The sequence below is a fragment of the Pseudoalteromonas luteoviolacea genome, from assembly GCF_018100925.1.
Classification (GTDB): domain Bacteria; phylum Pseudomonadota; class Gammaproteobacteria; order Enterobacterales; family Alteromonadaceae; genus Pseudoalteromonas; species Pseudoalteromonas obscura.
Window position 1 is genome coordinate 125,575 of sequence record NZ_JAGJEH010000006.1, and the last position, 24,340, is coordinate 149,914.

25 protein-coding genes are annotated in these 24,340 nt (G+C 43.7%); 15 read left to right on the plus strand and 10 right to left on the minus strand.

Annotation, left to right across the window (positions count from 1 at the left end; genetic code table 11):
- Positions 1–32 precede the first annotated feature (32 nt).
- On the plus strand, positions 33–1,985 hold the full coding sequence (locus J8M00_RS14145; RefSeq protein ID WP_211011103.1) for a BCCT family transporter: 1,953 nt from the start codon (positions 33–35) through the stop codon (positions 1,983–1,985).
- A 9-nt stretch (positions 1,986–1,994) separates the two neighbouring features.
- Here the strand turns inward: J8M00_RS14145 and J8M00_RS14150 are convergent, their stop codons facing one another.
- Complete coding sequence (locus tag J8M00_RS14150; RefSeq protein ID WP_023399827.1) at positions 1,995–2,480, minus strand: MarR family winged helix-turn-helix transcriptional regulator; 486 nt, start codon at positions 2,478–2,480, stop codon at positions 1,995–1,997.
- 89 nt (positions 2,481–2,569) lie between these two features.
- Positions 2,570–3,286, minus strand: a complete 717-nt coding sequence (locus J8M00_RS14155) for a glutamine amidotransferase-related protein (protein ID WP_211011104.1) — start codon at positions 3,284–3,286, stop codon at positions 2,570–2,572.
- A 100-nt stretch (positions 3,287–3,386) separates the two neighbouring features.
- On the opposite strand from J8M00_RS14155, the gene J8M00_RS14160 reads away from it, so the two are divergent.
- Positions 3,387–4,166 (plus strand): helix-turn-helix transcriptional regulator, encoded by a 780-nt coding sequence (locus J8M00_RS14160; RefSeq protein ID WP_211011105.1) that lies wholly within the window; start codon positions 3,387–3,389, stop codon positions 4,164–4,166.
- 10 nt (positions 4,167–4,176) lie between these two features.
- Here J8M00_RS14160 and J8M00_RS14165 read toward each other — a convergent pair whose 3' ends face one another.
- Positions 4,177–4,818 (minus strand): NAD(P)-dependent oxidoreductase, encoded by a 642-nt coding sequence (locus J8M00_RS14165; protein WP_211011106.1) that lies wholly within the window; start codon positions 4,816–4,818, stop codon positions 4,177–4,179.
- Positions 4,819–5,016: 198 nt separating this feature from the next.
- On the opposite strand from J8M00_RS14165, the gene J8M00_RS14170 reads away from it, so the two are divergent.
- The 4 genes from J8M00_RS14170 to purU all read left to right on the plus strand — a co-directional run bounded on the left by J8M00_RS14170 (position 5,017) and on the right by purU (position 8,334).
- Positions 5,017–5,835, plus strand: a complete 819-nt coding sequence (locus tag J8M00_RS14170; RefSeq protein WP_211011107.1) for an arylamine N-acetyltransferase family protein — start codon at positions 5,017–5,019, stop codon at positions 5,833–5,835.
- Positions 5,836–5,860: 25 nt separating this feature from the next.
- Positions 5,861–6,727, plus strand: a complete 867-nt coding sequence (locus J8M00_RS14175) for a DMT family transporter (RefSeq protein ID WP_211011108.1) — start codon at positions 5,861–5,863, stop codon at positions 6,725–6,727.
- A gap of 37 nt (positions 6,728–6,764) precedes the next feature.
- Entirely contained in the window at positions 6,765–7,358 is a 594-nt protein-coding gene (locus tag J8M00_RS14180; protein WP_247687387.1) for a Crp/Fnr family transcriptional regulator, read from the plus strand.
- A gap of 145 nt (positions 7,359–7,503) precedes the next feature.
- Positions 7,504–8,334 (plus strand): formyltetrahydrofolate deformylase, encoded by an 831-nt coding sequence (purU, locus tag J8M00_RS14185; RefSeq protein ID WP_211011109.1) that lies wholly within the window; start codon positions 7,504–7,506, stop codon positions 8,332–8,334.
- Positions 8,335–8,372: 38 nt separating this feature from the next.
- On the opposite strand, the gene J8M00_RS14190 is transcribed toward purU, so the two are convergent.
- Positions 8,373–9,026, minus strand: a complete 654-nt coding sequence (locus tag J8M00_RS14190) for a response regulator transcription factor (RefSeq protein WP_023399819.1) — start codon at positions 9,024–9,026, stop codon at positions 8,373–8,375.
- Between the two features lie 92 nt (positions 9,027–9,118).
- Positions 9,119–11,059 carry an acetate--CoA ligase gene (acs, locus tag J8M00_RS14195; protein WP_211011110.1) on the minus strand — a complete coding sequence of 647 codons (1,941 nt, stop codon included), beginning with the start codon at positions 11,057–11,059 and terminating at the stop codon, positions 9,119–9,121.
- A 368-nt stretch (positions 11,060–11,427) separates the two neighbouring features.
- Here acs and J8M00_RS14200 point away from each other — a divergent pair, with 368 nt between their 5' ends.
- Positions 11,428–12,591: a DcaP family trimeric outer membrane transporter gene (locus tag J8M00_RS14200; protein WP_211011111.1), complete on the plus strand. Its 1,164-nt coding sequence runs from the start codon at positions 11,428–11,430 to the stop codon at positions 12,589–12,591.
- A gap of 52 nt (positions 12,592–12,643) precedes the next feature.
- On the opposite strand, the gene gpsA is transcribed toward J8M00_RS14200, so the two are convergent.
- The 4 genes from gpsA to J8M00_RS14220 all read right to left on the minus strand — a co-directional run bounded on the left by gpsA (position 12,644) and on the right by J8M00_RS14220 (position 14,915).
- Positions 12,644–13,651 carry an NAD(P)H-dependent glycerol-3-phosphate dehydrogenase gene (gene gpsA, locus J8M00_RS14205; RefSeq protein ID WP_211011112.1) on the minus strand — a complete coding sequence of 336 codons (1,008 nt, stop codon included), beginning with the start codon at positions 13,649–13,651 and terminating at the stop codon, positions 12,644–12,646.
- 3 nt (positions 13,652–13,654) lie between these two features.
- On the minus strand, positions 13,655–14,137 hold the full coding sequence (gene secB, locus J8M00_RS14210) for a protein-export chaperone SecB (RefSeq protein ID WP_211011113.1): 483 nt from the start codon (positions 14,135–14,137) through the stop codon (positions 13,655–13,657).
- Positions 14,138–14,213: 76 nt separating this feature from the next.
- A complete protein-coding gene (gene grxC, locus J8M00_RS14215) occupies positions 14,214–14,471 on the minus strand; it encodes a glutaredoxin 3 (RefSeq protein ID WP_023399814.1) in 258 nt (85 codons plus the stop codon).
- Positions 14,472–14,483: 12 nt separating this feature from the next.
- The gene (locus J8M00_RS14220) at positions 14,484–14,915 is read right to left on the minus strand and encodes a rhodanese-like domain-containing protein (protein ID WP_211011114.1); all 432 of its coding nucleotides are present in this window, start codon (positions 14,913–14,915) and stop codon (positions 14,484–14,486) included.
- 272 nt (positions 14,916–15,187) lie between these two features.
- Between J8M00_RS14220 and gpmM the strand changes: the two genes are divergently transcribed.
- The 5 genes from gpmM to J8M00_RS14245 all read left to right on the plus strand — a co-directional run bounded on the left by gpmM (position 15,188) and on the right by J8M00_RS14245 (position 20,537).
- On the plus strand, positions 15,188–16,732 hold the full coding sequence (gpmM, locus tag J8M00_RS14225; RefSeq protein WP_211011115.1) for a 2,3-bisphosphoglycerate-independent phosphoglycerate mutase: 1,545 nt from the start codon (positions 15,188–15,190) through the stop codon (positions 16,730–16,732).
- A gap of 2 nt (positions 16,733–16,734) precedes the next feature.
- Positions 16,735–17,880, plus strand: coding sequence for a murein hydrolase activator EnvC family protein (locus J8M00_RS14230; RefSeq protein ID WP_211011116.1), 1,146 nt, complete (start codon positions 16,735–16,737; stop codon positions 17,878–17,880).
- Between the two features lie 38 nt (positions 17,881–17,918).
- On the plus strand, positions 17,919–19,142 hold the full coding sequence (locus J8M00_RS14235) for a S41 family peptidase (RefSeq protein WP_211011118.1): 1,224 nt from the start codon (positions 17,919–17,921) through the stop codon (positions 19,140–19,142).
- A gap of 115 nt (positions 19,143–19,257) precedes the next feature.
- The gene (locus J8M00_RS14240) at positions 19,258–20,019 is read left to right on the plus strand and encodes a divergent polysaccharide deacetylase family protein (RefSeq protein ID WP_211011120.1); all 762 of its coding nucleotides are present in this window, start codon (positions 19,258–19,260) and stop codon (positions 20,017–20,019) included.
- Between the two features lie 98 nt (positions 20,020–20,117).
- The gene (locus tag J8M00_RS14245) at positions 20,118–20,537 is read left to right on the plus strand and encodes a CBS domain-containing protein (RefSeq protein WP_023399808.1); all 420 of its coding nucleotides are present in this window, start codon (positions 20,118–20,120) and stop codon (positions 20,535–20,537) included.
- 51 nt (positions 20,538–20,588) lie between these two features.
- On the opposite strand, the gene pepB is transcribed toward J8M00_RS14245, so the two are convergent.
- Entirely contained in the window at positions 20,589–21,884 is a 1,296-nt protein-coding gene (gene pepB / locus J8M00_RS14250) for an aminopeptidase PepB (protein ID WP_211011122.1), read from the minus strand.
- Positions 21,885–21,966: 82 nt separating this feature from the next.
- On the opposite strand from pepB, the gene sfsA reads away from it, so the two are divergent.
- From sfsA to gluQRS, 3 genes are all read left to right on the plus strand, one after another.
- Positions 21,967–22,674: a DNA/RNA nuclease SfsA gene (gene sfsA, locus J8M00_RS14255; RefSeq protein ID WP_211011124.1), complete on the plus strand. Its 708-nt coding sequence runs from the start codon at positions 21,967–21,969 to the stop codon at positions 22,672–22,674.
- 163 nt (positions 22,675–22,837) lie between these two features.
- Positions 22,838–23,281 carry an RNA polymerase-binding protein DksA gene (dksA, locus tag J8M00_RS14260; protein ID WP_023399805.1) on the plus strand — a complete coding sequence of 148 codons (444 nt, stop codon included), beginning with the start codon at positions 22,838–22,840 and terminating at the stop codon, positions 23,279–23,281.
- 45 nt (positions 23,282–23,326) lie between these two features.
- Complete coding sequence (gene gluQRS, locus J8M00_RS14265; RefSeq protein WP_211011126.1) at positions 23,327–24,292, plus strand: tRNA glutamyl-Q(34) synthetase GluQRS; 966 nt, start codon at positions 23,327–23,329, stop codon at positions 24,290–24,292.
- The last annotated feature ends 48 nt before the right edge of the window (positions 24,293–24,340 follow it).

Consider the following 24,340-nt stretch of genomic DNA (forward strand, 5'->3'; position numbering starts at 1 on the left):
ATAATTTGTAGTCTAATTAATAGAGTTTCACTATGAAAAAAGACAACTCCTTGCTCAATCTCCCCGTTTTTTACACCTCCTCAGCAGTTGTACTAGCGCTGGTGATTTTTGCCGTTTTAAGCCCATCAGCGGCTTCCTCATTGTTTTCCATTACTCAGTCAGCTATTACCCAAAATGGCAGTTGGTTTTACGTGTTGACTGTCGCCATCATTTTAGGCTTGGTCGCGTATTTAAGTATGTCTCGATTTGGTGAGATTAAACTCGGGCCGGATCACTCAGACCCCGACTACAGTTTCTCAACTTGGTTAGCTATGTTATTTGCCGCCGGTATGGGGATAGGTCTGATGTTTTTTGGTGTCGCCGAACCGGTAATGCACTTTGTTTCACCACCAACGCAAGATAGTGGTTCGCTCGAAGCCATCAAAGAAGCCATGAAAATAACCTTTTTCCATTGGGGTTTTCACGCTTGGGCTATCTATGCCATCGTGGCGATGATTTTGGCCTACTTTAGCTATCGTCATAAATTACCACTGACATTGCGTTCAGCGCTGTACCCTATCATTGGAGACAGGATCTATGGCGGAATTGGTCACGCCGTGGATATTTTTGCGGTGGTTGGTACCGTGTTTGGGGTTGCTACTTCACTGGGTCTAGGCGCGGCACAAGTCAATGCGGGACTCGCCTACCTGTTCTCATTTGATGTCTCGGTACAAAATCAAGTCATCATTATGATCACCATCACTGCGCTGGCATCCGTGTCTGTTGCAACTGGGTTAGATAAAGGAATTAAAATTTTATCGCAAACCAATATGATATTGGCCGTGGTATTGCTGGCACTTATTTTCTTTATCGGCCCGAGTGTATTTTTACTCCAAGCTTACGTACAAAACGTAGGAGAGTATTTATCCGACATCGTGTCTACCACTTTTAACCTTTATGCCTATGAAAAGAAAGATTGGATAGGCGGCTGGACAATATTCTATTGGGGTTGGTGGCTAGCGTGGGCACCTTTTGTCGGGTTGTTTATTGCACGTATCTCCAAAGGCAGAACCATTCGTGAGTTTGTCATTGGTGTAACCTGTATTCCAACTGCGTTTACCTTGTTGTGGATGACTATTTTTGGCAATTCGGCACTGGCGATGATTTATGAGCAGAGTAAAACGAGTATCTCTGACATGGTGAGTAACAACTCAGCTGTGGCGCTGTTTGTATTTTTAGAAAACTTCCCTATGTCGGAGTTTTTGATCGGTCTATCTATCATTATGATTGTGGTATTTTTTGTTACGTCATGTGATTCCGGGGCTATGGTCATTGATATGCTGTGTTCAAACGGTAATAACAATACGCCGCTGTGGCAACGCTTGTTCTGGTCTATCGGCGTTGGTGTTGTTGCCGCTGCGTTGAGCCTTGCAGGTGGTCTTGATGCACTACAAACATTGACGATTGTCAGCGCTCTCCCCTTTTCATTGGTATTACTGGTTGCTTGTTACGGACTGATCCGCGCACTGCGTATTGATGACGCCAAGCGCAGTACACATACGATGCCCATGACTTTTGACAACCAAGTAAACGATGAACAAACGTGGCAAGAAAGTTTAGCCCTGCTCATCGCCACACCAGCTAAAGGCAAAGTCGACAAATTTATTTTAAAAGACGTAAAACCTGCTCTGAAAAAAGTCCGTGATGAATTTGATAATAACCAAGTGGATGCCGAGGTTAAGGTGAACAATGCCGCGGTGATCCTAACTGTGCATCATGGTGATGAACATGACTTTGTCTATGGCGTATACAAAAGTGAAGCACTGCAACCGGACTTTACCCAAAATGATATCACTGAAAGCGACTCATACTATCGGGCTGAAGTGTATTTAAGTGAAGGCGGCCAAAACTATGACATTATGGGCTGGTCAGAAAGTGCAATTATCAATGATGTGCTAGCACAGTACCAAAAGCACCTTCACTTTTTGAATGTGCTACGAGAGTAGCACTTCTATTTATTTACCCGATTCGGTTTGGCTCATCGGTGCGATTTCAAGCACCGGTGCAGCGTCAAGCTCATTGGCATCCATCATAGTTGCGATGCGCTGCATGGAAGACAACAACAAAGATTGCTCCCACTCTTCTAGTTCACAAAAATTTTGAATAAAGTGCTCTTGCAATGGTTGCGGTGCATCAATTAATAAACTTTTTCCCTGCTGGGATAAAAATAAACTCACACGACGTTTATCCAAAGAGCTACGCACTCGCTCCACGATATTTCGACTCTCTAAGCGGTCAAGTATATTCGTCACTGTCGCGGCACTGAGGTTAACATTTTTGGCAATTTGGCTTGCCGTCACACCTTTAACACGCGCTATTTCTTGCATAATAAGCAGTTGAGGCCCCGTTAACCCCGATGACTTATTGAGCTGTTTGGAGTGCAAGTCAATGGCACGGATAACCTTTCTTATTGAGACTAATAGTTCTTCGTACTTTTCCATTTAGTAACGCTACCGATAAATACCAACAGCAGCAGTATAATCCGATTAAACCCGCTGAACCACAATAATTAAGCACTGCAAACTCTGACTCACGAAACGCTTAGATAGCGCGCCACTAGCTTGTCTAAGAACAATGCTAGCATCTTGTTCATATGCGTGTAGTCATGAGCGATAATGCGCTCAGGTAGCTCGACATAACGGTCAATACCTGCGCGACTGAAATCCTCATTCTCTATCAACATACCGACCACTTCAGTGGTTAACTCCAAGTGACACTGAAATCCATATACCAACGGTTGATACTCAACTATTTGCCTCGGACACCCACTGCTACTTGCTAGCACCTTTGCGGATGCAGTTAAGCCTGGCATATCATTGTGCCAATGCCCAACCTCAATACGTGGCGAAAAATGACTGAACAAGGGATGACTGCAACCTTCATCATTCAAAATGATAGGAAACTTACCAACCTCTCGCTCTGGACTAGATTCAAATTTTGCGCCTAGCGCTTCACCAATCAATTGCGCACCTAAGCAAACACCGATGACCATTTTGTTTTCTTTGATTGCACGGGCGATAACCGCCTGCTCTGCTTGTGCATCAAAATGAGGGCAATCCAAGGCACTGGTAGCTGGGCTTTGCGGCCCACCCATAACCACCAACATATCTATATCATCAATACACTGTGGCAGTGCTTGTCCCTCGTAGAGGCGAGAGTAACTGTTCTTCGCGCCGATTGAATTACTCCAATCTTCAAATGCGCCCGGCGCTTCAAAATATTCGTGTACAATAAAGTGGATCCGCATCGCTTTGCTCCTGTCATTGCTTGATGCGATTATCCTATAACAATTTGCCATGGCTTAATTTAAACTAAAAGGCATAAAACATCGAAAAACCGCCAAAAGTATGGATGCCAATCAGCTCATAGCACAAAACTCAAACCAAGCAGCACTCTCAAAGCACCTCGCTATGCCTGCTGGCTTCATAGATAAATGGCACCGACATCCATGGCATCAGGTGATATTTCCGCGCTCGGGGTTAATACAATCACAAAGCGATGGCAGCCAGGTAGTGCTGCCCCATAACGCGTTGCTTTTTGTGCCCGCCAACACCTGGCACGCCTCTGAGGCTATCTGTGATACCCAATTCTTAGCTGTGTATATCAATCCTAGTATAGAAGTCGGGTTTCCAGCACATGCTCAAACTTGTTTAGTAACCCCTTTTTTAAAAGCCCTTATTTTGGAAATAGTCGGTCAGATTGAAAATGCAAAAGCGCAGATAATACATCATCTTTTGCAAGTACTGGGCGACCAGCTAGCCACAGCACAAGCGTATACTATCCCGCTGCTTACGCCAAAGGATAGACGTTTGAATGCAATCTTCACGACGCTAATCGATGCACCAGATACACCTTATACCCTCGCACAGTGGGCTCAACAAGTCGGCGCATCAGAGCGAACATTAAGCAGGTTAATTGCAAAGGAATTTCAGCAATCATTTAGCGCTTGGCGTCAACATATCCGCCTCGTTTTGTCACTGCGCCTGCTGCAAAGTGAGCGCAGTGTACATGACATCGCACTGACATTAGGCTATACATCTGACTCAGCCTATATATGTGCATTCAAAAAACTATTTAAACAAACACCTAATCAATATCGCAAGCTGACCCTTGCCTCAAACCTATAAATCCGTATTACTAGTACCCGGCTGTAAACGCTTTACCCACAAATTGAGCTGTCTCTGCCTCATCGATTAATGCACACGCAAAGTCTTGCCAAGAAATATGTGATTTACCTGTTTTGTCCACCAACAACTCGCCTTCACTCACTCTATATTGCCCTGTGCGCTCACCAACTCCTATCAAAGCAGATGGGCTAGCGTAGCTCCAATTTTGATTGTGGTGGGCGACACAAAGCTGATATTGCTCAAAACAGGCTTGTGCTATGTCTTTCCAACCAGCGGGGACTAAGGATTCATCATCAAGTACCAGCTTACCATCAGAGTTAGGAACCGTTAAACAGGCCGCCCCACCGACTAATAATAGCCGTGTATGAGTTTCTCTTAGCCCGGTTAATAAGGCTTCAGCAATATTGATAAGCTGCTTCTCATGTCCTACTGTCGGGCGTGTTGCACTGATCACTAAATCTTGTCCTTCACTGAGGCGGATCACATCGCTGATATCGTTAACGTCACCTACTTGCGCATATGCCTGCGTAGGTAGCGCTGCGACTTTACGTTGATCCCGTGTAACCGCAGTTACTTGATGACCACGATGGATAGCCTCAGCCACAACCGCTTGACCCACATTACCTGTTGCACCGAATACTGTGATACGCATCTGCTTCTCCTTTAAGTTATTTTGCGTTAACAACACTTTCAATTTAACCTCTCGTGAGAGTTAAGAAATTAACCCAGGTTTAGTGCAACCAGAATTTCGTAAAAAAATAAAAAAACCTCAAAATAAACCTAGGTTCATTACAGCATGTCCAATCGCGATTAAGCTGGGTACTTATCTAAATGACAAGGAATTAAAGCGATGACTGACCTGCAAATTGTGAACGAATATTTAACCGATTTAGGACTTTTTAACCACCCACTTGACGAGTCTTTTTTAGCACAACTGCAAAGTAGGCATGTTGCCAAGCACACCTTCAACAGCGTATCTGCGGTGTTAAAGCAGCCTTTGCCTTTAGATATTGCACACCTATTCACTAAGATCACCAAAAAGCAATTTGGTGGATACTGCTTTGAACATAACAAGCTGGCCTTCCATGTCTTAAAACACCTCGGCTTTGACGTCAAGCTACTGCTCGCTAAGGTTGTTTACAACAGAGATGTTGAGGTGCCGAGAACGCACAGAGCCACATTAGTTACCTATCAAGGTGAACAGTATTTATTCGATGTTGGATTTGGCCCCCAAGGGGCAATATACCCTCTCAAGTTGATGTTGGATGTGCCGCAACCTCAAGGCTATATGACTTATCGAATCTCTCAAAATCAGGCGCAAGATTACTGTTTTCAGGTATTGAAGAACGGCGAGTTTTTCACGCTGTATACATTTGATCTCAACTATTACAGCGAAGCTGACTGCGAACTGAGCCACTTCTATTCACATAAGCACCCCAATGCTGCGTTTGTGAATAACTTAGTTGTCAGCCGAAAGACCCTTGATGAAACCCACTCTTTGAGAAATGGCGAATATCACCATATTACTCCCTCACAAACAGAGATCACAAAAATAGTGAGTGCTGAGCAGTTACACCAATTACTTCAAGAACAGTTTTCGTTAAATTTGGATGAAGCAGTCTGCGCTTATTTATTTAGCAAGTTTTCGCAACCTACACAGGCAAGCTAACCAAAATTACCTAAGCGAGAAAATCATGAATCACTCAGTTACTCAGCCCATACTAATGTTGGTATGGGTCGGCTTGCTATCTTCTTCTTTTGTCGTGTCAGGTAAGTTATTGCCCTATGCAAGTCCCATTACAGCCACATGCCTGCGATTTATACTGACAAGCTTATGCCTCGCGCCACTAATATGGCGTTCAGGGATCGCCCGCTTAACGGCAAAACAAGTCGTACAATATACGCTGATAAGTAGCTTTTTAGTGGCATTTTTTGTCGGCTTGTTTGAATCATTGAAAACCACCTCGGCAGAAAAAACTGCGGTCATTTATACCTTATTGCCGCTAATGAGTGTGATATTGAGCTTTGTTTTTATTGGTATTAAAACCCGAATAAGTCAATTATTCGGCTTTTTAATTGGCACTGCAAGCGCTATCTGGATGTTAGTAAACGGCCAAAAAGACCTAATGATTTTAAGCGCTTGGCAATATGGAGACAGCATATTTTTAATCGCTTGCTTTTGCCTTGCAATGCATGTGTTACTGATAAAAAAGTGGGCGACTGCACTGCCTGCACTGATCAGCACATTTTATATTGTGACACTTGGTAGCGTGTTACTAGTACCGGTGATGTTGCTCTATGGTGATCTGACCAATTTGGTGTGGCAAAGCTATACATTTTGGACATGGCTTATCTATTTAACCTTGTTTACAACTCTTGGCACTTTCTTTTTACAGCAACACCTTTTGAAGCAAGTCAGCCCAAATACCTTTTTAGCCATGACTTATTTGGTGCCTGCCTTTGTATTATTTTTTCAGGGCGGATTATTTCAGTTCTTACTCAGTATACCTGCGCTATTAGTTGCATCTTTTGCACTTTACTTGATATCTCGGGCACCATAACATGTTCCTATAAAGTCGGATTATCAAGGAATGCCGTTTGAACATACAACCCAAGCTCGCTGACTTCGTCTCTTTTTTCAGTGCAGACGAGAAACCGCTTTGCGCAGAAGATTTTCAAAAGTTTGGTTTACAGGGAAAACTCAAACACTACCCTAAAAATGCTTTGTTGATGGTTCAAGGCAGCCCAGCACCAAATTTATTTTTTATCACGCAAGGCGATGTGCGCTACTTTAATGTGTCCGCAGAAGGCAAAGAGTTTACCCAAGCTTTCGCCTGTGCCCCCTGTATTGCAGGCTCTACACGTGCCATGACACAAAACACACCGGCTCTGTTTAGCATTGAAGCTCTTGATGATGTACTTTGTCTTGAGTTTGAATGGCACAATTTTTTCAATACCATGAAAACGCACCCCGGCTTTTTAGAAGCCTATACTCGTCTACTTGAAAACTTATTTATCAAAAAAGAAGAACGCGAGTACGCATTTGTACACCACAGTGCCGAACAGCGGTATTTGAATTTTATTGACAAAAACCCTGAACTCAGTGAACGCGTTCCATTAAAAATGGTGGCATCACACATAGGTATTACGCCAATTGCCCTTAGCCGTATTCGTCGGAAGTTGGCAATGTAACAGGTAAAATAAACATGGCTGAGAATAGTGTAATTTTTTTGCGATTGAAATTTACTCATTTTTGAATAAATAATTCATCTAAAGCATTACAATTTTTTTTCACTACGGTAATCTGAACAACCGCTTAGTAAATGGAATGAGGACCATGAGTTATATACTAACAACGCAATGTAGTGATGAAATTGGATTAATAGCAAAAATCACCAGTTTATGTCATGAGCATAATTTAAATATTGTTCGCAACAATGAATTTGTAGACCGTGAAGGTAAACGCTTTTTTATGCGCACTGAGGTAACGGGCTCACCAACAAACCTATTTCTTTCTCAGCTACAATCGAATTTGCCTGATGATGCACAAGTCAAACTACACAGTCCGACAAAAGTAAAAGTCGTTTTACTCGCGACGAAAGAAGCACACTGTCTAGGTGGTGTATTGCTCAAACAATATGAAAATGCGCTCAATATTGAAATACAAGCTGTCATTGCCAATTACCCAGACTTAAAGCCACTCGCTGAGGCATTCAATGTCCCATTCCACTGCGTATCTCATGAGGGGCTGAGTCGTACAGAACATGATCAGCAAGTCGGTGACCTAATCTCCAACTATCAGCCTGATTTAGTCGGGCTCGCAAAATATATGCGGATTTTAAGCCCCGAGTTTGTTGCCCGTTTTAAAGATAAGATCATTAATATACACCATTCATTTTTACCAGCGTTCATCGGTGCAAAGCCATACCATCAAGCGTTTGAACGAGGTGTCAAAATAATTGGTGCAACTGCACACTTCGTCAACAATGAACTCGATGAAGGACCTATCATAGTACAGGATGTGACTCAGGTTACGCATGCAAATAACGCAGAGGCGATGGCCAAAATAGGGAAAGATATAGAAAAAACCGTTTTTTGCAAAGCTCTGCAATTAGCTTCAGAGCACAAGCTCTTTATCAATGGAACAAAAACGGTGGTATTTAAATAAGTGCTCAGTTTTTAGCAAGGTGCAAAAGTAGCAGTGTGCTACTTTGCCGCCTCGATTGGTTCTAATTGTAGTTTTGAAGCGATTAAAACTGCCTGTGTGCGGTTATAAACACCCAGTTTACGAAATATTGCCGTAATGTGTGCTTTGACCGTTGCCTCGGAGATATTTAACTCATAAGCGATTTGTTTATTCAACAAGCCTTCGTGTAGGTACTGCAGTACTTTATACTGCTGCGGTGTCAACGAAGCAATTTGCTGCGCAAGCTCCCGGTCCTCGCCGTCAAGATCATTTATTTTTTCCTTGATATCCGCCGGTAGCCAGTTTTCACCATCTAGCACCTGTTGTAGCGCACTGACAATATCCTGAGATGAAGATGCTTTTGGAATAAACCCCATCGCACCATAACCCATTACTTTAGAAATAACATTGAGATCTTCACTGCCAGACACCACAACAATAGGTAATGATGGATGGTCTTCGCGGATCCGGATCAGGCCGTATAAGTCGCCATTGCCCGGCATGTGCAAATCTAACAGTAGCAAGTCTAAGTCATCATACTGCGACAACCGCTCTAATGTTTGCTCAAAGTTTTCTGATTCAATAACTTCAAGGCCTTCAAACTGATTTTGCAAAGCCCCCTTTAATGCTTCTCTAAACAGGGGGTGATCATCCGCAATTAAAAACTGATTCATGCATAGCTCCTAAAAAATCGGCTGTCTTTGGTATTAAGACAGCCGATATAGTACGTTTAGAATTCGCTAAATTTCAAGTTTTTAACGCTCAATTAACGGTTTAAACGATTTTCAATTAATTCATCGACTACACTTGGGTCTGCAAGCGTCGATGTATCACCGAGTTGCTGATACTCGTTAGCCGCGATTTTACGCAAGATACGACGCATAATTTTACCCGAGCGAGTTTTAGGCAAGCCCGGGGACCACTGGATCATATCTGGTGATGCAATTGGACTCAGCTCTTTACGTACCCAGCTTCTGACTTCTTTCGTCAAGTCATCCGTAACCACAACCCCCTCGTTTGGTGTAACGTACACATAGATCCCTTGACCTTTGATATCATGCGGGTAACCAACAACCGCAGCTTCCGCAACTGCTTCATGAGCAACCAATGCACTTTCGATTTCAGCCGTGCCCAATCTGTGGCCAGATACATTTAGTACGTCATCAACACGACCAGTAATCCAGTAATAGTCATCTTCATCACGACGGCAACCATCACCAGTGAAGTACACACCGGGATAAGCAGAGAAGTAAGTTTGTTCAAAACGCTCATGATCACCGTAAACTGTGCGAGCTTGTGATGGCCAACTATCAAGAATAACCAAATTACCTTCGGTGGCCCCCTCGAGTGTGTTTCCTTCCGCATCAAACAATGCTGGCGCAATGCCAAAGAATGGACGAGTCGCCGAGCCTGGTTTCATATCTGTAGCCCCAGGTAAAGGCGTGATCATAATGCCACCAGTTTCAGTCTGCCACCAAGTATCGACAATTGGGCACTCACTATTACCAATTTGCTCGTAGTACCATGCCCAAGCTTCAGGGTTAATTGGCTCACCAACAGATCCCATAATACGTAGACTTGTACGCTTAGAGCTGGCTGTTGGCTCATCGCCTTTTGCCATTAGAGCACGAATTGCAGTCGGGGCTGTATAAAGGATAGTTACTTGGTGCTTATCAACCACTTCACCAATACGGCCAGAACTCGGGTAAGTAGGAACCCCTTCAAAAATCACTTGGGTACAGCCATTTACCAATGGGCCGTATGCCATGTAGCTGTGTCCTGTGATCCAACCCACATCAGCTGTACACCAAAAGACATCATCTTCTTTAAGGTCGAATACATACTCATGTGTCATTGAAGCGTATACCAAATATCCACCTGTGGTGTGTACTACCCCCTTTGGTTGACCTGTCGAACCAGAGGTATATAAAATGAATAGTGGATCTTCCGCATTCATTGGCTCTGGTTCACATTGCGCAGGTACATCAGCAACTAACTCATGCCACCACACATCATGGGCATTCCATTCAACTTCACCACCTGTAAGTTGGTGTACGACAACATGTTCAATGGTCGTTACTGAATCTTGTGCAACCGCTTCGTCAACATTGGCCTTAAGCGGTACAGAGTTGCCACCACGACGACCTTCATCTGTCGTGATCACTACTTTAGCACCAGAATCCTTGATACGATCCGCAATCGCTGATGGTGAGAATCCACCAAAAACTACCGAGTGAATTGCACCAATACGCGCACATGCCTGCATAGCATAAATTGCTTGAGGCGTCATAGGCATATAAATAGCAACACGGTCGCCCTTCTCGACACCTAACTTTTTCAAGCCATTTGCCAGCTTCGCTACTTCATCATGTAATGTCTGAAACGTGATATTTTCGCTTTGCTCAGGGTTATCACCTTCCCATATCATGGCTACTTTGTTGGCATTTTTTTCAAGGTGGCGATCGATACAGTTGTAAGAGGCATTAAGTACGCCATCTTCAAACCACTTGATGCTGATATGGCCTTTATCAAACGAGGTATTTTTTACTTTATTAAAAGGTGTGAACCAGTCGAGGCGTTTACCATGTTCAGCCCAAAACCCCGCAGGGTCGTCAATAGACTGCTGATACAGTGCTTGATATTGTTCATTATCTACAAGTGCAGCCTGCTTGATCGCTTCAGGTACCGGATAAATGCTCTGTGACATACTCATCTCCATATTAATTACTTGCCTTTTACGGCTTCACTCAAGGATCACTTACAACCACTCGATTAAGTATTAGACCTTAGTTGTAATTGTTGCTTTAAGTTTATCCAAATCAGAATTATTTAACTATACATTAACGAGCATCAGCATACTGGCTCTCTCAAGCTAAAACCAGAGAGCACATGACAACAACATAAGTATAAGTGTAATTAATTATTGCCAAAGGCAATTTTAGAGCCGACCTCCGTTATTCAACCTTAGTCTCATAGACCAATGGGTAATTGAGTTAAGACCACCCATCATCAACAGTGAATGACGAAATAATTCTCTGCATTGCAACTAAGAGGCAGTATTATAGGAACTCCATTATGACAACTAAAATTAATATAAATAAAAAACTAACTGCGGTTGCAGTGTCTAGCTTACTTTCCAGCCAAGCTCTCGCTGCTAACATCGGGAATACTGAAGTAAGTTACGGGGGATATATCAAACTCGACGCTATCTGGAGTGACTTTTCGGATGGCACACTAGGGTCACAACATATTGGACGAGATTTTTATGTTCCAGGCACTACTCCAGTAGTACCGAGCACAGGAGAGGATGCCGTCTTCGATATGCACGCCCGCCAATCTCGGTTTAATTTTGGCACCGCCTCAAAGCTGGATGATGGCAGCACCATAAAAACGAAAATTGAATTAGATTTTATCGCTTCAACAGGCGGAAATGAGCGCGTGAGTAATTCATATTCGCCACGAATTAGACAGGCTTTTGTCACCTATAAGGGGTGGCTATTTGGGCAGGCTTGGTCCAATTTCCAAAATGTTAGCGCACTGCCAGAAACCTTAGATTTTGTTGGCCCAGCTGAAGGCACAGTATTCGTGCGTCAAGCGATGGCAAAGTATACCATTGGTAACTGGTCGTTCTCAGCAGAAAATCCAGAGAGTACAGTAACAACGGAAGGTGGTGAGAGAAAAGTCACCGATGATGCGCAAATGCCTGATTTTACGGCGCGTTATAATTACAAAGCCGATTGGGGTCACTTTACTGTAGCCGCGCTTGCTAGACAGTTGACTTATAAACTTGGTGCAGCTGATGAAACAGAAAGCTCGTATGGCATAAGTGCTTCTGGTCGCGTAAATTTTGGCAAAAACAATATCAAATTTATGCTCACTCATGGACAAGGTTTGGGCCGTTACGTTGGGTTAAATGTGGCTCATGGCGCAGTGTATGACGGGAAAGATCTCCACGCAATTGACTCAACATCCGGATTCATAGCCTATCAACACTATTGGAATTCGCAGTGGCGTTCAACTTTCCTCTATTCGTATTTCAGCGCCGATAACGATACGAACCTGCTAAATATCACCGGGGACCCTACGGACATGACCACCAGCTACAGTGCCAATATTCTGTATTCTCCTGTTAAAAAGCTCACCTTTGGGGCTGAATATAAAGTCGCTAATAGAGAAGTACAAAGTGGTGCAGAAGGTGATTTAGATAGACTGCAGCTTTCAGTGAAATACGCCTTCTAATTCTCCCAGAAGGCCAAATAAAAAAACCACCTTATGGTGGTTTTTTTACATCTTACTCTGACTTTTGCTCTCTGCCTAAAAGCGCCATCGCAGCCTCTTTAACATCTTTTTTCTCATACAGAACTTGATAAATTTGTTCTGTGATTGGCATTTCAATGCCGCTGCGCTTGGCCAGCAAAAAAACTTCTTTGGTATTGCGATAACCTTCAACAACTTGACCAATACTACTCATCGCATCGTCAACACTTTTCCCCTGCCCCAGCGCCAATCCAAAGCGTCTGTTTCTAGATTGGTTATCCGTGCATGTTAAGATCAAGTCGCCAAGTCCTGCCATACCCATAAAAGTTTCCGTTTTAGCGCCCAGTGCACAGCCTAGCCGACACAGTTCAGCAAGACCTCTTGTGATCAACATTGTGCGTGTATTGGCACCAAAGCCAAAACCATCAGACATACCCGCTCCGATGGCGATCACATTTTTCACCGCACCACCGAGTTGAATACCGATAAAGTCATCATTACTGTATACTCGAAATGAACGACTACAGTGCAATAAACTGGCTAGCTCAGTGCGCAGTGCTTCATCTCTCGCTGACACAGAAATTGCAGTAGGTAACCCCGCGGCCATTTCTTTAGCAAAAGTAGGTCCAGATAATACGGCTAATGCAATCGATTCACCCAGTACTTCTTTTGCAACCTCTTCTAGCAAGCGCCCTGTATTAGGCTCAAGCCCTTTAGTCGCCCACGCCACTTGCGCACCATCTTGTAAATGGGGCTGAATTTGCTTAAGTGTTTGTGCAAATGCATGGCTGGGAACCACCACCAATATAATCTGACTTGCCTTAACGGCACGCGCAAGATCAACTTCCAGCGTCAGTGAATCTGGAAACTTAATATCAGGAAGATAACGTTGGTTTTGACGCTCATCTGCAAGCTGTTCGATATCAGCTTGGTTGCGCCCCCATAAAGTAACTCGGTGACCGTTGCGAGCAAAACAAATAGCAAGGGCGGTGCCATACGACCCCGCCCCTAATACGGTCACAGCAGACTGTGATGTATTCATAAATTATGCGTCAGCTGTTTGCTCTTGACCTGCACGTTGCTGCATGTACTGTGCAAATAGTGCGTCAAAGTTTACAGGTGCCAGGTTAAGCTGTGGGAAAGTACCACGGTTTACTAGGCTTGCTACTGCTTCACGAGCATATGGGAAAAGAAGGTTCGGGCAGAATGCGCCAAGCATATGAGCAAGTTGTAGCTCTTCCAACTCACCTACAGAGAAAATACCAGCTTGCTGAATTTCACATAGGAAAGCTGTCTCTTCGCCGATTGTCGCAGTCACAGTTAATGCTAAAACAACTTCAAATACGCCTTCATCCAATTTAGCTGAACGTGTATCCATATCTAGTTTAACTTCAGGCGTCCACTCTTTTTGGAAAATTGTTGGTGAGTTTGGCGTCTCGAAAGATACATCTTTAGTATAGATACGTTGGATGTTAAATTGTGGGCCTTCTTGCTGCTCCGCTGCAACATTTTGATTTTGTTCAGTCATTATTATTCCTATAAATTTTTATATAAACAGCATTTGTCTTATCAATACAATGCTAGAAATGTTTAATTTCGCTCGACTAAGCCAATAATTGAGTTAGTTTACCTTGAGCCTCAAGCGCCATCATATCATCGCAGCCACCGATGTGCTGACCGTTGATAAAAATTTGTGGCACGGTATATCCGCCATTTGCTTTTTCGATCATCTCTTCACGAAGTTCAGGCTGTACAGCAATATCATATTCTGTATATGTGACGCCTTTACTATCCAATAGCGCCTTCGCACGATGACAAAAAGGACAATAATCTTTAGTGTAAATAATTACATCGTTACTCATTTATTACTCCAATTACTTTCCAGTTGTCGTTGGTAGTCCAGCACTTTGCCACGAACTCATGCCACCTGAAAGCACATAAAGCTTTTCGTAGCCCTGTTGGTGCATTCTTTCAGCAATGTTATTGGCCGTCATACCTGTATTACACACAAGTATAATGGGCTTTGTTTTGTACTTTTCAAGTCCACCAAAGTCATTTTGTTTGGCTTTGTCGACATTCATCATCTCTGCACCGGCAATACGACCCGCCGTAAACTCTTTTTTGCCACGCATATCGAGTACTTGTGCATCTTCACGATTGATCAACAGAGTCAGTTGTTGTGGGTTAATCGGGCGGATTGACGAAAAACGGCTTTTATACCAGCTGTGTACTAACATGATTGCTAGGACGACCCAGATAATGCTTAATACAGGGTGATTGGTGAAAAAAGTAATATATTGTTCCATGGACCTTGCCACTTAGTTAGCAGATAAAACTTACAGTGCAGCGAGTATACTTTTTTACGGGTCTTGGCACAAACCTATTGTTATCAGTGCACACCACTACACGCTCAATGCCCAAATCAGAGACCGAGCACGCGCACTGATGAAGCCTTTATATGAAAGGTGTTACCATTAGATTAATCAATCTTGAACATAAATCACCAGCACAGGGCTGAATTTTCGCGCTAAACAAGGTATTCTATGCGCCATCTATCGTGCATTTTTCAGGAGCCCAAATGACTACGAAGAAAAAACCACTGGTACTTATGATTTTAGATGGCTGGGGATATAGAGAAGAAACACAAAGTAACGCTATCCTCGCAGCTAATACGCCTGTACTTGATGAGCTGTGGCAATCACAACCAAAGACGCTTATTTCTGGGTCTGGATTAGATGTCGGTTTGCCTGATGGTCAAATGGGGAACTCTGAAGTAGGACATGTTAATTTGGGTGCTGGTCGTATCGTCTATCAAGACTTTACACGTATTACCAAAGCCATCGACGATGGTGAATTTGCACATAACCCCACGCTGGTAAAAAGCATTGACGATGCTGTAGCACACAATAAAGCAGTGCACTTAATGGGCTTATTGAGCCCAGGTGGTGTACACAGTCATGAAGACCACATTGTCGCAAGTATCGAACTTGCTGCGCAACGCGGTGCCAAAGAGATTTATTTCCACGCATTCTTGGACGGCCGTGATACACCGCCACGCAGTGCCCAAGCATCCATTGAGCGCATTCAAGATTTGTTTAAAACACTCGGTACTGGCCGATTAGCCTCTATTGTAGGTCGCTACTACGCTATGGACAGAGATAACCGTTGGGAACGTGTCGAGCAGGCATACAATCTAATGGTCTGTGGTGAAGCAGAGTTTACCTTTGCTGATGGGGTTGAAGCCCTTGAAGCCGCTTATCAGCGAGATGAAAATGACGAGTTTGTCAAAGCCACAACGATTGTACCTGCGGGCCAACAAGCGGCACAAATCAACGACGGCGATGCGATTTTGTTCTTAAACTTCAGAGCCGACCGAGCAAGACAAATGACCCGCGCGTTTGTTGATGCCGAATTTAACGGCTTTGAGAAAAAGAGGGCTCCTGAGCTTAGCAGCTTTGTAATGATGACCGAGTACGCAGCTGATATTGATGCACCCATAGCGTTTGCACCTGAAAAACTAAATAACGTTTTAGGTGAGTGGCTTGCCAAACACAATAAAACTCAACTACGTATCTCTGAAACCGAAAAATACGCACACGTTACCTTCTTCTTCAGCGGCGGACGCGAGGACTTATTCGATGGTGAAAAGCGAGAGCTTATTCCTTCACCTCAAGTTGCCACATACGATCTACAGCCTGAAATGAACTCAGAGATGCTTACCGACAAGCTAATTGACGCCATTCAAAGCGGTGAATTTGACGCCATTATTTGTAATTATCCAAACGGCGATATGGTTGGCCACTCGGGTGTTTTTGAAGCAGCGGTTAAAGCGTGTGAAGCTGTTGATAATTGTATTGGTCGCGTTGTCGCAGCATTGAAAGAGCATGGCGGTGAAGCGCTTATAACAGCTGATCACGGTAATGCTGAGCAAATGCAAGACCCTAACTCAGGCCAAGCACACACAGCACATACTAGCGAGCCAGTTCCGTTTATTTATGTTGGTCGTGACGCAGAACCTCAGGCAAACAAAACGTTAAGTGACGTAGCACCAACAATGCTACACCTAATGGGTTTAGAGCAGCCAGCAGAGATGACAGGCTCGCCAATTATGCGTCTTAAGTAAATATGGTACGAGGCGCACTTACCGGCTTTGCACTGTTGATTTCATTGGCTTCGACACATGTCGAGGCCAATGAGTCACAAACCAAAGCAGATTTGGCTGCCGTTCAGGCTGAACTAAAAAAAAGTCAAGCGGCCTATCAAGAGCAAAAAGCGTCCTTCAGTGCGCTTAAACAACGTTTGCAATCTTTTGAGCTTGAAATAGCACGCAGCGCAAAAGCCCTAACCTTAACACAACAGGGGATCAGCGAGAACAAACAACAGCAATATGCACTCGAACGAGAAGGCTCACAGTTAAATCGTCGCAAGCATAAGCTGCAAAAACTGCTAGCAGCCCAACTTAAAAGTGCTTATGTTACAGGTAGCCATGATTACTCCAAGATGTTGCTCAACCAGCAAAAAACATCAGCACTGGAACGTACAATTAGCTACTACGACTATTTCAATAAAGCGCGAATAAACCAATTAGAAGACCTTAAGACTGTCTTTATTGAACTAGAAAAAAACCAACAGGCATTGACCAAATCACAACAACAGTTGGTCGCACTGCTTGAGCAACAACAGATCAGACAAAATGATTTACAGCTTGCACAACAGCAGCGCCAAACACACTTGCGCAAGCTCAACGACAAATTGTCCAAAACCCAGTCTGCGATTGCCTACTTAGAAGAAAATGAATCCACACTAAAAACCACGCTGGAAGCATTAGCTGAAGTACAAGCGCCGTCAGAAGAAGTTTTTATTGCCCAGCTAGATGGCTTGCAGCGCCTAAAAGGCAAGCTAGCTTGGCCACTGTCGGGCAAACTCAAGAAACGATTTGGCCAGCGAAAACATGTAGGAATGAACTGGAAAGGCGTCGTAATTGCGGGCCAAACAGGCACTGAAGTAAACAGCGTTGCGCCGGGGCATGTGGTCTATGCTGACTGGCTCAATGGATTCGGCTGGGTCATAGTGCTTGATCACGGCAAAGGATTTATGAGCCTATATGGGCACGCCCAAACCCTACTAAGAGATGTGGGTGATCACGTCAACCCGGGAGATCCTATCGCATTAGTCGGACAAAGCGGCGGACAACAAAATCCTGGACTATACTTCGAGATACGGCATAAAGGAAGCGCTGTGAATCCAGTTAAGTGGTGCAGATCAAGTTAAATGAATAACCTATGCTGCCCCGTCACTAGGAGCAGCATATGAAATACTTCGTCTCTATTTCCCCGCCCGATTTTCAAAAACGAGCGCTTTTAGTTTTATGCGCGATACTACTTTCCTTTTTATTATCCAATGTGCAGGCCAAGCAAATTAGCCATGCCCATATGGAAGAAATTTTATACCATATTCAAACTTACTACGTTGAAGAAGTTCCCACTTCACACATTAAACAACACAACTTCAACGAGCTTTTCGAGCAGCTAGATCCCTACTCTAAATATTTAAATGAACACGAGCTAGAAACTCTTTTTAGTGCGACCAATGGCCGCTATACCGGGATAGGCATTGAAGTAGAAGAGATTGAAAACCGCATTGTTATTGTCGATACGTTACCCGGTTCGCCTGCGGAGCAAGCTGGCATTGAAGGCGGGGATAAATTAGTTGCGGTTAACACACATGATGTCACCAATAAAAGTATTTCAGAAGTCTCAAAGTTACTAAGAGAAGCAAAATTATCGATCATTCATATTACGGTCGAGCGCGCTGAAGCACATGTTACCTTAGCGCTGCGGCGTCAAGAGATAACCTTGGAGAGTGTCACCAGCAAACTGCTCAACGGAGACATTGGTTATATCTCTATCTCTTCATTTAATAATCACAGCTACCATGATGTTGCCAGACATATCAACATGCTGTTCGCGCACAATGGCCTTTCTTTAAAAGGTCTAATCATTGATCTACGTGACAACCCAGGTGGCACGCTCAACAGCGCGGTCGCGATATCTGATCTGTTTTTACAAAGCGGTATAATCGTCACAACCAAAGGGCGATTTTTCGATGCAAATCAAAAGTTTTATGCTGTGCAAGGCGATATTTTAAACGGTGCACCCATCTTGGTATTAATTAACAAACAGTCCGCCTCAGCAGCTGAGATTTTAGCCGGCGCTTTACAAGACAATAAACGCGCTTTGATATTAGGACAGGGGTCATTTGGTAAGGGCTCGGTGCAGTCGTTGATCCCCATAGGTAATGGTACCAGCGCCCTAAAACTAACCACCGCTCGCTACTACACGCCATCGGGACAATCGATTGAAGGCACAGGGATAAAACCTGATATTGAATACAGTAAAAACACCCTATCGAGCCTAAATAAAACGGCTATAATGAGCAATGACAAAGCCAACAGAGACCTGTACTCGCGGCTTGAGCAACACTGGCATGCTGCCCGTCAACTAGTGACAAAACAGCAACCTACAGTAAACTAATGAAAAATTAGACGCTTTTATCGGTATAAAAAACATGCTAGGTTAGATGATAAAAGCGTCGAACATAATGTATCGACCAACATAAAACATAACAATAGAACTGTGATTTAATTTTGTGCGCTTAATACAATTAGTTACGACATTTATTTGTCTAGTAGCATTTGTTTGTGATGCCAAACAAATTGCGATTGTAATAGACGATATTGGCAACCACCAACGAGATCTGGAATTTCTAAATTTACCGGGTGAGCTAACTTATGCGCTTTTACCCCATACGCCATTCTCCCAGCATTTTGCTTACCAAGCTGCATTAAAAAACAAAGAGCTGATCCTACATATTCCCATGCAGTCTTTAGATAATAAAACATTAGGACCAGGCGGGCTGACCTTGGACATGCAAAAGTGGCAATTACAAAAAACACTTGGACATGCTCTTTCTAGCTTGCCTCATGTGAAAGGTGTAAATAATCATATGGGTTCAGCGCTGACACAACATGATGAGCCCATGAAATGGACAATGGAAATCCTCAAAAAGCGGTCTCTGTACTTTTTGGACAGCCGCACCACACCCTATAGTCAGGCACAAACAGTAGCGAACATCTATGGAGTCAACAATATCGCCAGACATGTATTCTTGGACAACGAACTTGAAAGTAAGCAGTTAGAATTACAGCTCAATCAACTCAAAACGATTGCCACACAACAGGGATATGCGATAGGTATTGCTCATCCTTATCCAAAAACTCAACGGTTTTTACGTGATGCCCTGCGAGATTTGCAAGATCAAGGCTTCGAACTTGTGCCGCTCTCTACCCTAGTAGAGAATAAATATATTCGTCTAGCAGCACTGCAAAACACACCAGCATTGAGTCCATAAAAATCACATTCTGATATAAATTTTGTTGATCTAGCCACAGGAAAATTAAGTCATTTTCAGTTATACCTACTAGTAAGGTTCACTTACAGGAAAATATTATGCTGCATACTGTTGAACAGTTGATGACCCCTGATCCACTCGCTGTTAAGTCGTCACATACCCTGCACGATGCACACAACTTAATGCGCGAAAAAAATATTCGTCATATTCCCGTGATCGATGAAGAAGGTCATTTGGTGGGCATGTTGACCCAAAAAATCATGATAGCCAAAGTGATGAGTATTTTATCTACTTACGGTAACTTGGCATTAGAGCGAAAAGAAAAGCAGGAAAAAGTCAGTGATGCCATGGCGCAGGACTTTGCCAGCGTAACACCGCAGCAGAGCTTACATGAAGTTGTTACTTACTTTGTCGAAAACCGTCATGGCTGCATGCCTGTGGTTGACGAAAACAATAAACTACTGGGGATATTAACCTCATCTGATTTTGTTCGCCTCGCAGCAGCTTTGCTTTCTTAAATTACCCGCTGACGAGTTAAAAGCCTCTCAAAAGAGGCTTTTCTTTATGGGTTACACTTTTGCAATTAGTGTACGAGCAACTGTTCGCATACCCATTGTCGTCGCACCTGACGCCCACTGAGCACCCGCATTATTTTGGAAGCAACCAGCTAGGTCTATGTGCACCCAACCTTGTCCTTCATTTGGCACAAAGCGAGATAAGAAACCAGCGGCATTAGATGCACCGCCAAAACCACCACCCTTTTGAGCTCGGCTATTTGCAGTGTCTGCGTAAGCAGAAGGGCAATTATTTTGGTGCCATTTTTCAAGAGGTAATGGCCAAGCAGCTTCGAACTCTTCACTTGCAAACTGCTGAACCTCACCAACTAGCTCTTTATCAAGACCAAATAAAGCATTGTACTCTTGACCTACCGCCATTAATGCAGCACCAGTTAGTGTTGCAGCATCAATGATCAAAGGCGCACCAGTTTCACCAGCCGCCATTAGACCATCAGCAAGTACAAGGCGACCTTCGGCATCCGTATTCACGATTTCAACTGTCGTGCCATTTTTATACGTTAAAATATCGCCTAGTTTATATGCATGACCTGAAATAAGGTTTTCCGCACAACACAAGAACAATTTAATACGCTTATCAATACCACGTTGGATTGCCAATGCAAGACCAGCAGTGACTGTTGCAGCACCGCCCATGTCGCATTTCATGGTCAACATCCCTTCGCTCGGCTTGATTGAATAACCACCCGAGTCAAAAGTAATGCCTTTACCAACAAGCGCTGCGCTAACTGGCGCATCTTCGTCACCTGTCGGGTTAAAGTCTAACTCAAGTAGTACTGGTGCTCTTTCGCTACCACGGCCTACTTCATGGATCCCAATCCATTGATGTTCTAGTAATGCATCGCCTTTGATTATTTGATAGCTGACGTGCTCTGGTGCTAAAGACTGAATAAACTCAGCGGCCTTACCCGCTAAACTTTCTGGGTAAATATCTTCAGCTGTACCATTGATCATTTGGCGCATCCAAGTTGCTGATTGCTTCAACGCCTGTAACTCATTTAAATCTGATTGTGCATTTTCAACAAAAGCAACTGGATCAAGCTGTTTAGGACTAACAAAGCCCTGATAAAAAGCCCATTGTGATTCTGTACACCAAGCTTCACCACTTAACGCTACCGCAGGGATCCCCTGTTGTGCTAGGCTACGAGCCGCTTTTTGAATATGCTTTAGGGTTTCTTGCTCAGTTAAATGAATGGTTGCACCTTGCTCGTCAAAAGACAGCGATGCATTGTTGCCCCAATGTGCAGCAGGAGCTTGTTCACTTAAGCGAACAATAAATTTATCAGACATATAGGTTTTCACTCTTACGCTTGTAGATTCTAGTCAGTGTACACTAGCAATCACCGAGCCCCAAAACGAATGCGACTAAACTATGAAATTTTCATCCCAACTTCAAAGCGCTACTTTGCTCAAACGCTATAAACGATTTTTAGTCGACTTGCACAAAGAAGATGGTGAAACGTTTACCGTACATTGTGCAAACACTGGCAAGATGACAGGTTGTGCCGACAGTGGCTTTAAAGCCTATTACTCCACCAGCGACAATAAAAAGCGCAAGTATGCACATTCACTTGAGTTAACCGAAGATGGTCAAGGCAACCTCATTTGTGTCAATACTGGTATAGCGAATAAAGTAGCCTATGAAGCGATTCAAGCCGGGGATATTTCACAGTTGAATGGCTATGACAATATCGCCAGCGAAGTAAAGTATGGCAATGAAAATAGCCGCATTGATATATTACTCTCTTCACCTCAACAGCCCAATTGTTATGTTGAGGTCAAGTCCGTCACACTGTTAGAAGGTGACCAAGGCTATTTTCCTGATACCGAAACAACTAGAGGGCAGAAACACCTCAGAGAGTTGATACATATAAAAAATAATCACCAACGCGCCGTGCTATTATTTATTGTTATGCACAACGGCATTGAATCAGTCAAAGCAGCTGAGCACATTGATAAAAAATATGCCCAATTACTGGCTGAGGCTAAAAGCGAAGGGGTTGAAATATATGCATATAAAGCACAAGTTACCCCAAGTGAGGTCAAGGTTATTAAACAAGTATCTGTACTAGATACTTGAAAAAAAAAACTTCACCCTCATATATCTGCCGTTAAAACTTCACTCCAACGGCTTGTTTTAGAACAGGGACGAAGCAAAAAGTGTTTGCTAAGGGTTGAAGATTTTGCTATTTATAGCCGCCGGCGTTAGCTGGGGTTGTTTATTAAGGATTTAGGAGAATGCTATGCCAGACCAGAAAAAACTAGGGTTATTGGCTCAGGCCGGTTTAGAACCTTACCAAGAAAAGCCGGGCGAAGAATACATGGGCGAGGCGCAGCTAGCTCATTTCAAAAAAATATTAGAAGCGTGGCGTAACGATCTTCGCAATGAAGTTGATCGCACCATGAACCACATGCAAGATGAAGCGGCAAATTTCCCTGATCCTGTCGACCGTGCAGCGCAAGAAGAAGAGTTTTCTCTTGAACTGCGTACACGTGACCGAGAGCGTAAGCTGATCAAGAAAATTGAAAAGACACTACAGCTGATTGAAGAAGATGACTTTGGTTTCTGTAATTCATGTGGCATTGAGATTGGTATTCGTCGCTTAGAAGCACGTCCTACCGCAGATTTATGCGTGGATTGTAAAACACTTGCTGAAATCAAAGAAAAACAGCAGGGTCGAGGTTAAAACCGAGTATAAACCTGTAAAAACGATAGGTTAAGCTCACCAGTTATGCAGACCCCACAAAAAAAAGACCCAGAGCAGGATAACTTACATGCTCTGGGTGCGTCTTCTGTTTATCGTGGACGCTTTGCGCCCTCCCCGTCAGGACCTCTACATTTTGGGTCGTTAATTGCGGCACTTACCAGTTACCTTGATGCCAAAGCCAACCAAGGGCAATGGCTAGTTCGAATGGAAGACATTGACACACCACGTGTTGTTAGTGGTGCGGCAGATGCCATTTTAACCACCCTTGAAGCTTATGGGTTACACTGGGATGGTGAGGTAATTTATCAAAGCCAAAGGCACAAGTTATATCACGAGGTGCTCCACTCCCTCGCTTCAACTGGTGATGTCTACGCGTGTGCCTGCACCCGTAAGCAAATCAAACAGCGTGGAGGTTTTTATGATAACCATTGTCGTACGGCCAGCCATGTTTTTGAAAACAACGCGTTACGTCTAAAACAAAATTTCCCTATCTACCAATTTGAAGATGCTTTACAGGGACATGTAGTCATACCAGACCAAGTCGCGCAAGAAGACTACATCGTAAAGCGACGAGATGGCCTGTACGCCTATCAACTTGTAGTGGTTGTGGATGACATAGAACAACAAATCAGCCATGTTGTGCGCGGTGCTGATCTGCTAGAACCGACCGCCAGACAACTTAGTCTGTTTCAACAACTTGCAAAAAAGCCACCACACTACATGCATGTTCCGCTCGCTGTAGCACAGCCTGGATTCAAGTTATCCAAGCAAAACTATGCACCAGCCATTGACAACAATGCCCCCCTACCAGCACTTAAAGCAGCACTTGGATTTTTGGGCTTCGATAAAATTGAACTACATCAAATCGATGATGCTACCGAATTACTCACATGGGCTACAGCTGTATACCATGATGTAAAGTTACCCAAAAATAAAGAAATTCAGGTCATACAACTCAGTTCAACCGACTACCAATTCACGCCGCTGTAGCTCTAACTATTCAGTTAAAACTACAGGCATATAAAACACTGAATAAAG

Bases quoted from the DNA above. Each gene is read 5' to 3' on its own strand.
- J8M00_RS14145 (WP_211011103.1), top strand. From the start codon at position 33: ATGAAAAAAGACAACTCCTTGCTCAATCTCCCCGTTTTTTACACCTCC.
- J8M00_RS14150 (WP_023399827.1), bottom strand. From the start codon at position 2,480: ATGGAAAAGTACGAAGAACTATTAGTCTCAATAAGAAAGGTTATCCGT.
- J8M00_RS14155 (WP_211011104.1), bottom strand. From the start codon at position 3,286: ATGCGGATCCACTTTATTGTACACGAATATTTTGAAGCGCCGGGCGCA.
- J8M00_RS14160 (WP_211011105.1), top strand. From the start codon at position 3,387: ATGGATGCCAATCAGCTCATAGCACAAAACTCAAACCAAGCAGCACTC.
- J8M00_RS14165 (WP_211011106.1), bottom strand. From the start codon at position 4,818: ATGCGTATCACAGTATTCGGTGCAACAGGTAATGTGGGTCAAGCGGTT.
- J8M00_RS14170 (WP_211011107.1), top strand. From the start codon at position 5,017: ATGACTGACCTGCAAATTGTGAACGAATATTTAACCGATTTAGGACTT.
- J8M00_RS14175 (WP_211011108.1), top strand. From the start codon at position 5,861: ATGAATCACTCAGTTACTCAGCCCATACTAATGTTGGTATGGGTCGGC.
- purU (WP_211011109.1), top strand. From the start codon at position 7,504: ATGAGTTATATACTAACAACGCAATGTAGTGATGAAATTGGATTAATA.
- J8M00_RS14190 (WP_023399819.1), bottom strand. From the start codon at position 9,026: ATGAATCAGTTTTTAATTGCGGATGATCACCCCCTGTTTAGAGAAGCA.
- acs (WP_211011110.1), bottom strand. From the start codon at position 11,059: ATGTCACAGAGCATTTATCCGGTACCTGAAGCGATCAAGCAGGCTGCA.
- J8M00_RS14200 (WP_211011111.1), top strand. From the start codon at position 11,428: ATGACAACTAAAATTAATATAAATAAAAAACTAACTGCGGTTGCAGTG.
- gpsA (WP_211011112.1), bottom strand. From the start codon at position 13,651: ATGAATACATCACAGTCTGCTGTGACCGTATTAGGGGCGGGGTCGTAT.
- secB (WP_211011113.1), bottom strand. From the start codon at position 14,137: ATGACTGAACAAAATCAAAATGTTGCAGCGGAGCAGCAAGAAGGCCCA.
- grxC (WP_023399814.1), bottom strand. From the start codon at position 14,471: ATGAGTAACGATGTAATTATTTACACTAAAGATTATTGTCCTTTTTGT.
- J8M00_RS14220 (WP_211011114.1), bottom strand. From the start codon at position 14,915: ATGGAACAATATATTACTTTTTTCACCAATCACCCTGTATTAAGCATT.
- gpmM (WP_211011115.1), top strand. From the start codon at position 15,188: ATGACTACGAAGAAAAAACCACTGGTACTTATGATTTTAGATGGCTGG.
- J8M00_RS14230 (WP_211011116.1), top strand. From the start codon at position 16,735: ATGGTACGAGGCGCACTTACCGGCTTTGCACTGTTGATTTCATTGGCT.
- J8M00_RS14235 (WP_211011118.1), top strand. From the start codon at position 17,919: ATGAAATACTTCGTCTCTATTTCCCCGCCCGATTTTCAAAAACGAGCG.
- J8M00_RS14245 (WP_023399808.1), top strand. From the start codon at position 20,118: ATGCTGCATACTGTTGAACAGTTGATGACCCCTGATCCACTCGCTGTT.
- pepB (WP_211011122.1), bottom strand. From the start codon at position 21,884: ATGTCTGATAAATTTATTGTTCGCTTAAGTGAACAAGCTCCTGCTGCA.
- sfsA (WP_211011124.1), top strand. From the start codon at position 21,967: ATGAAATTTTCATCCCAACTTCAAAGCGCTACTTTGCTCAAACGCTAT.
- dksA (WP_023399805.1), top strand. From the start codon at position 22,838: ATGCCAGACCAGAAAAAACTAGGGTTATTGGCTCAGGCCGGTTTAGAA.
- gluQRS (WP_211011126.1), top strand. From the start codon at position 23,327: ATGCAGACCCCACAAAAAAAAGACCCAGAGCAGGATAACTTACATGCT.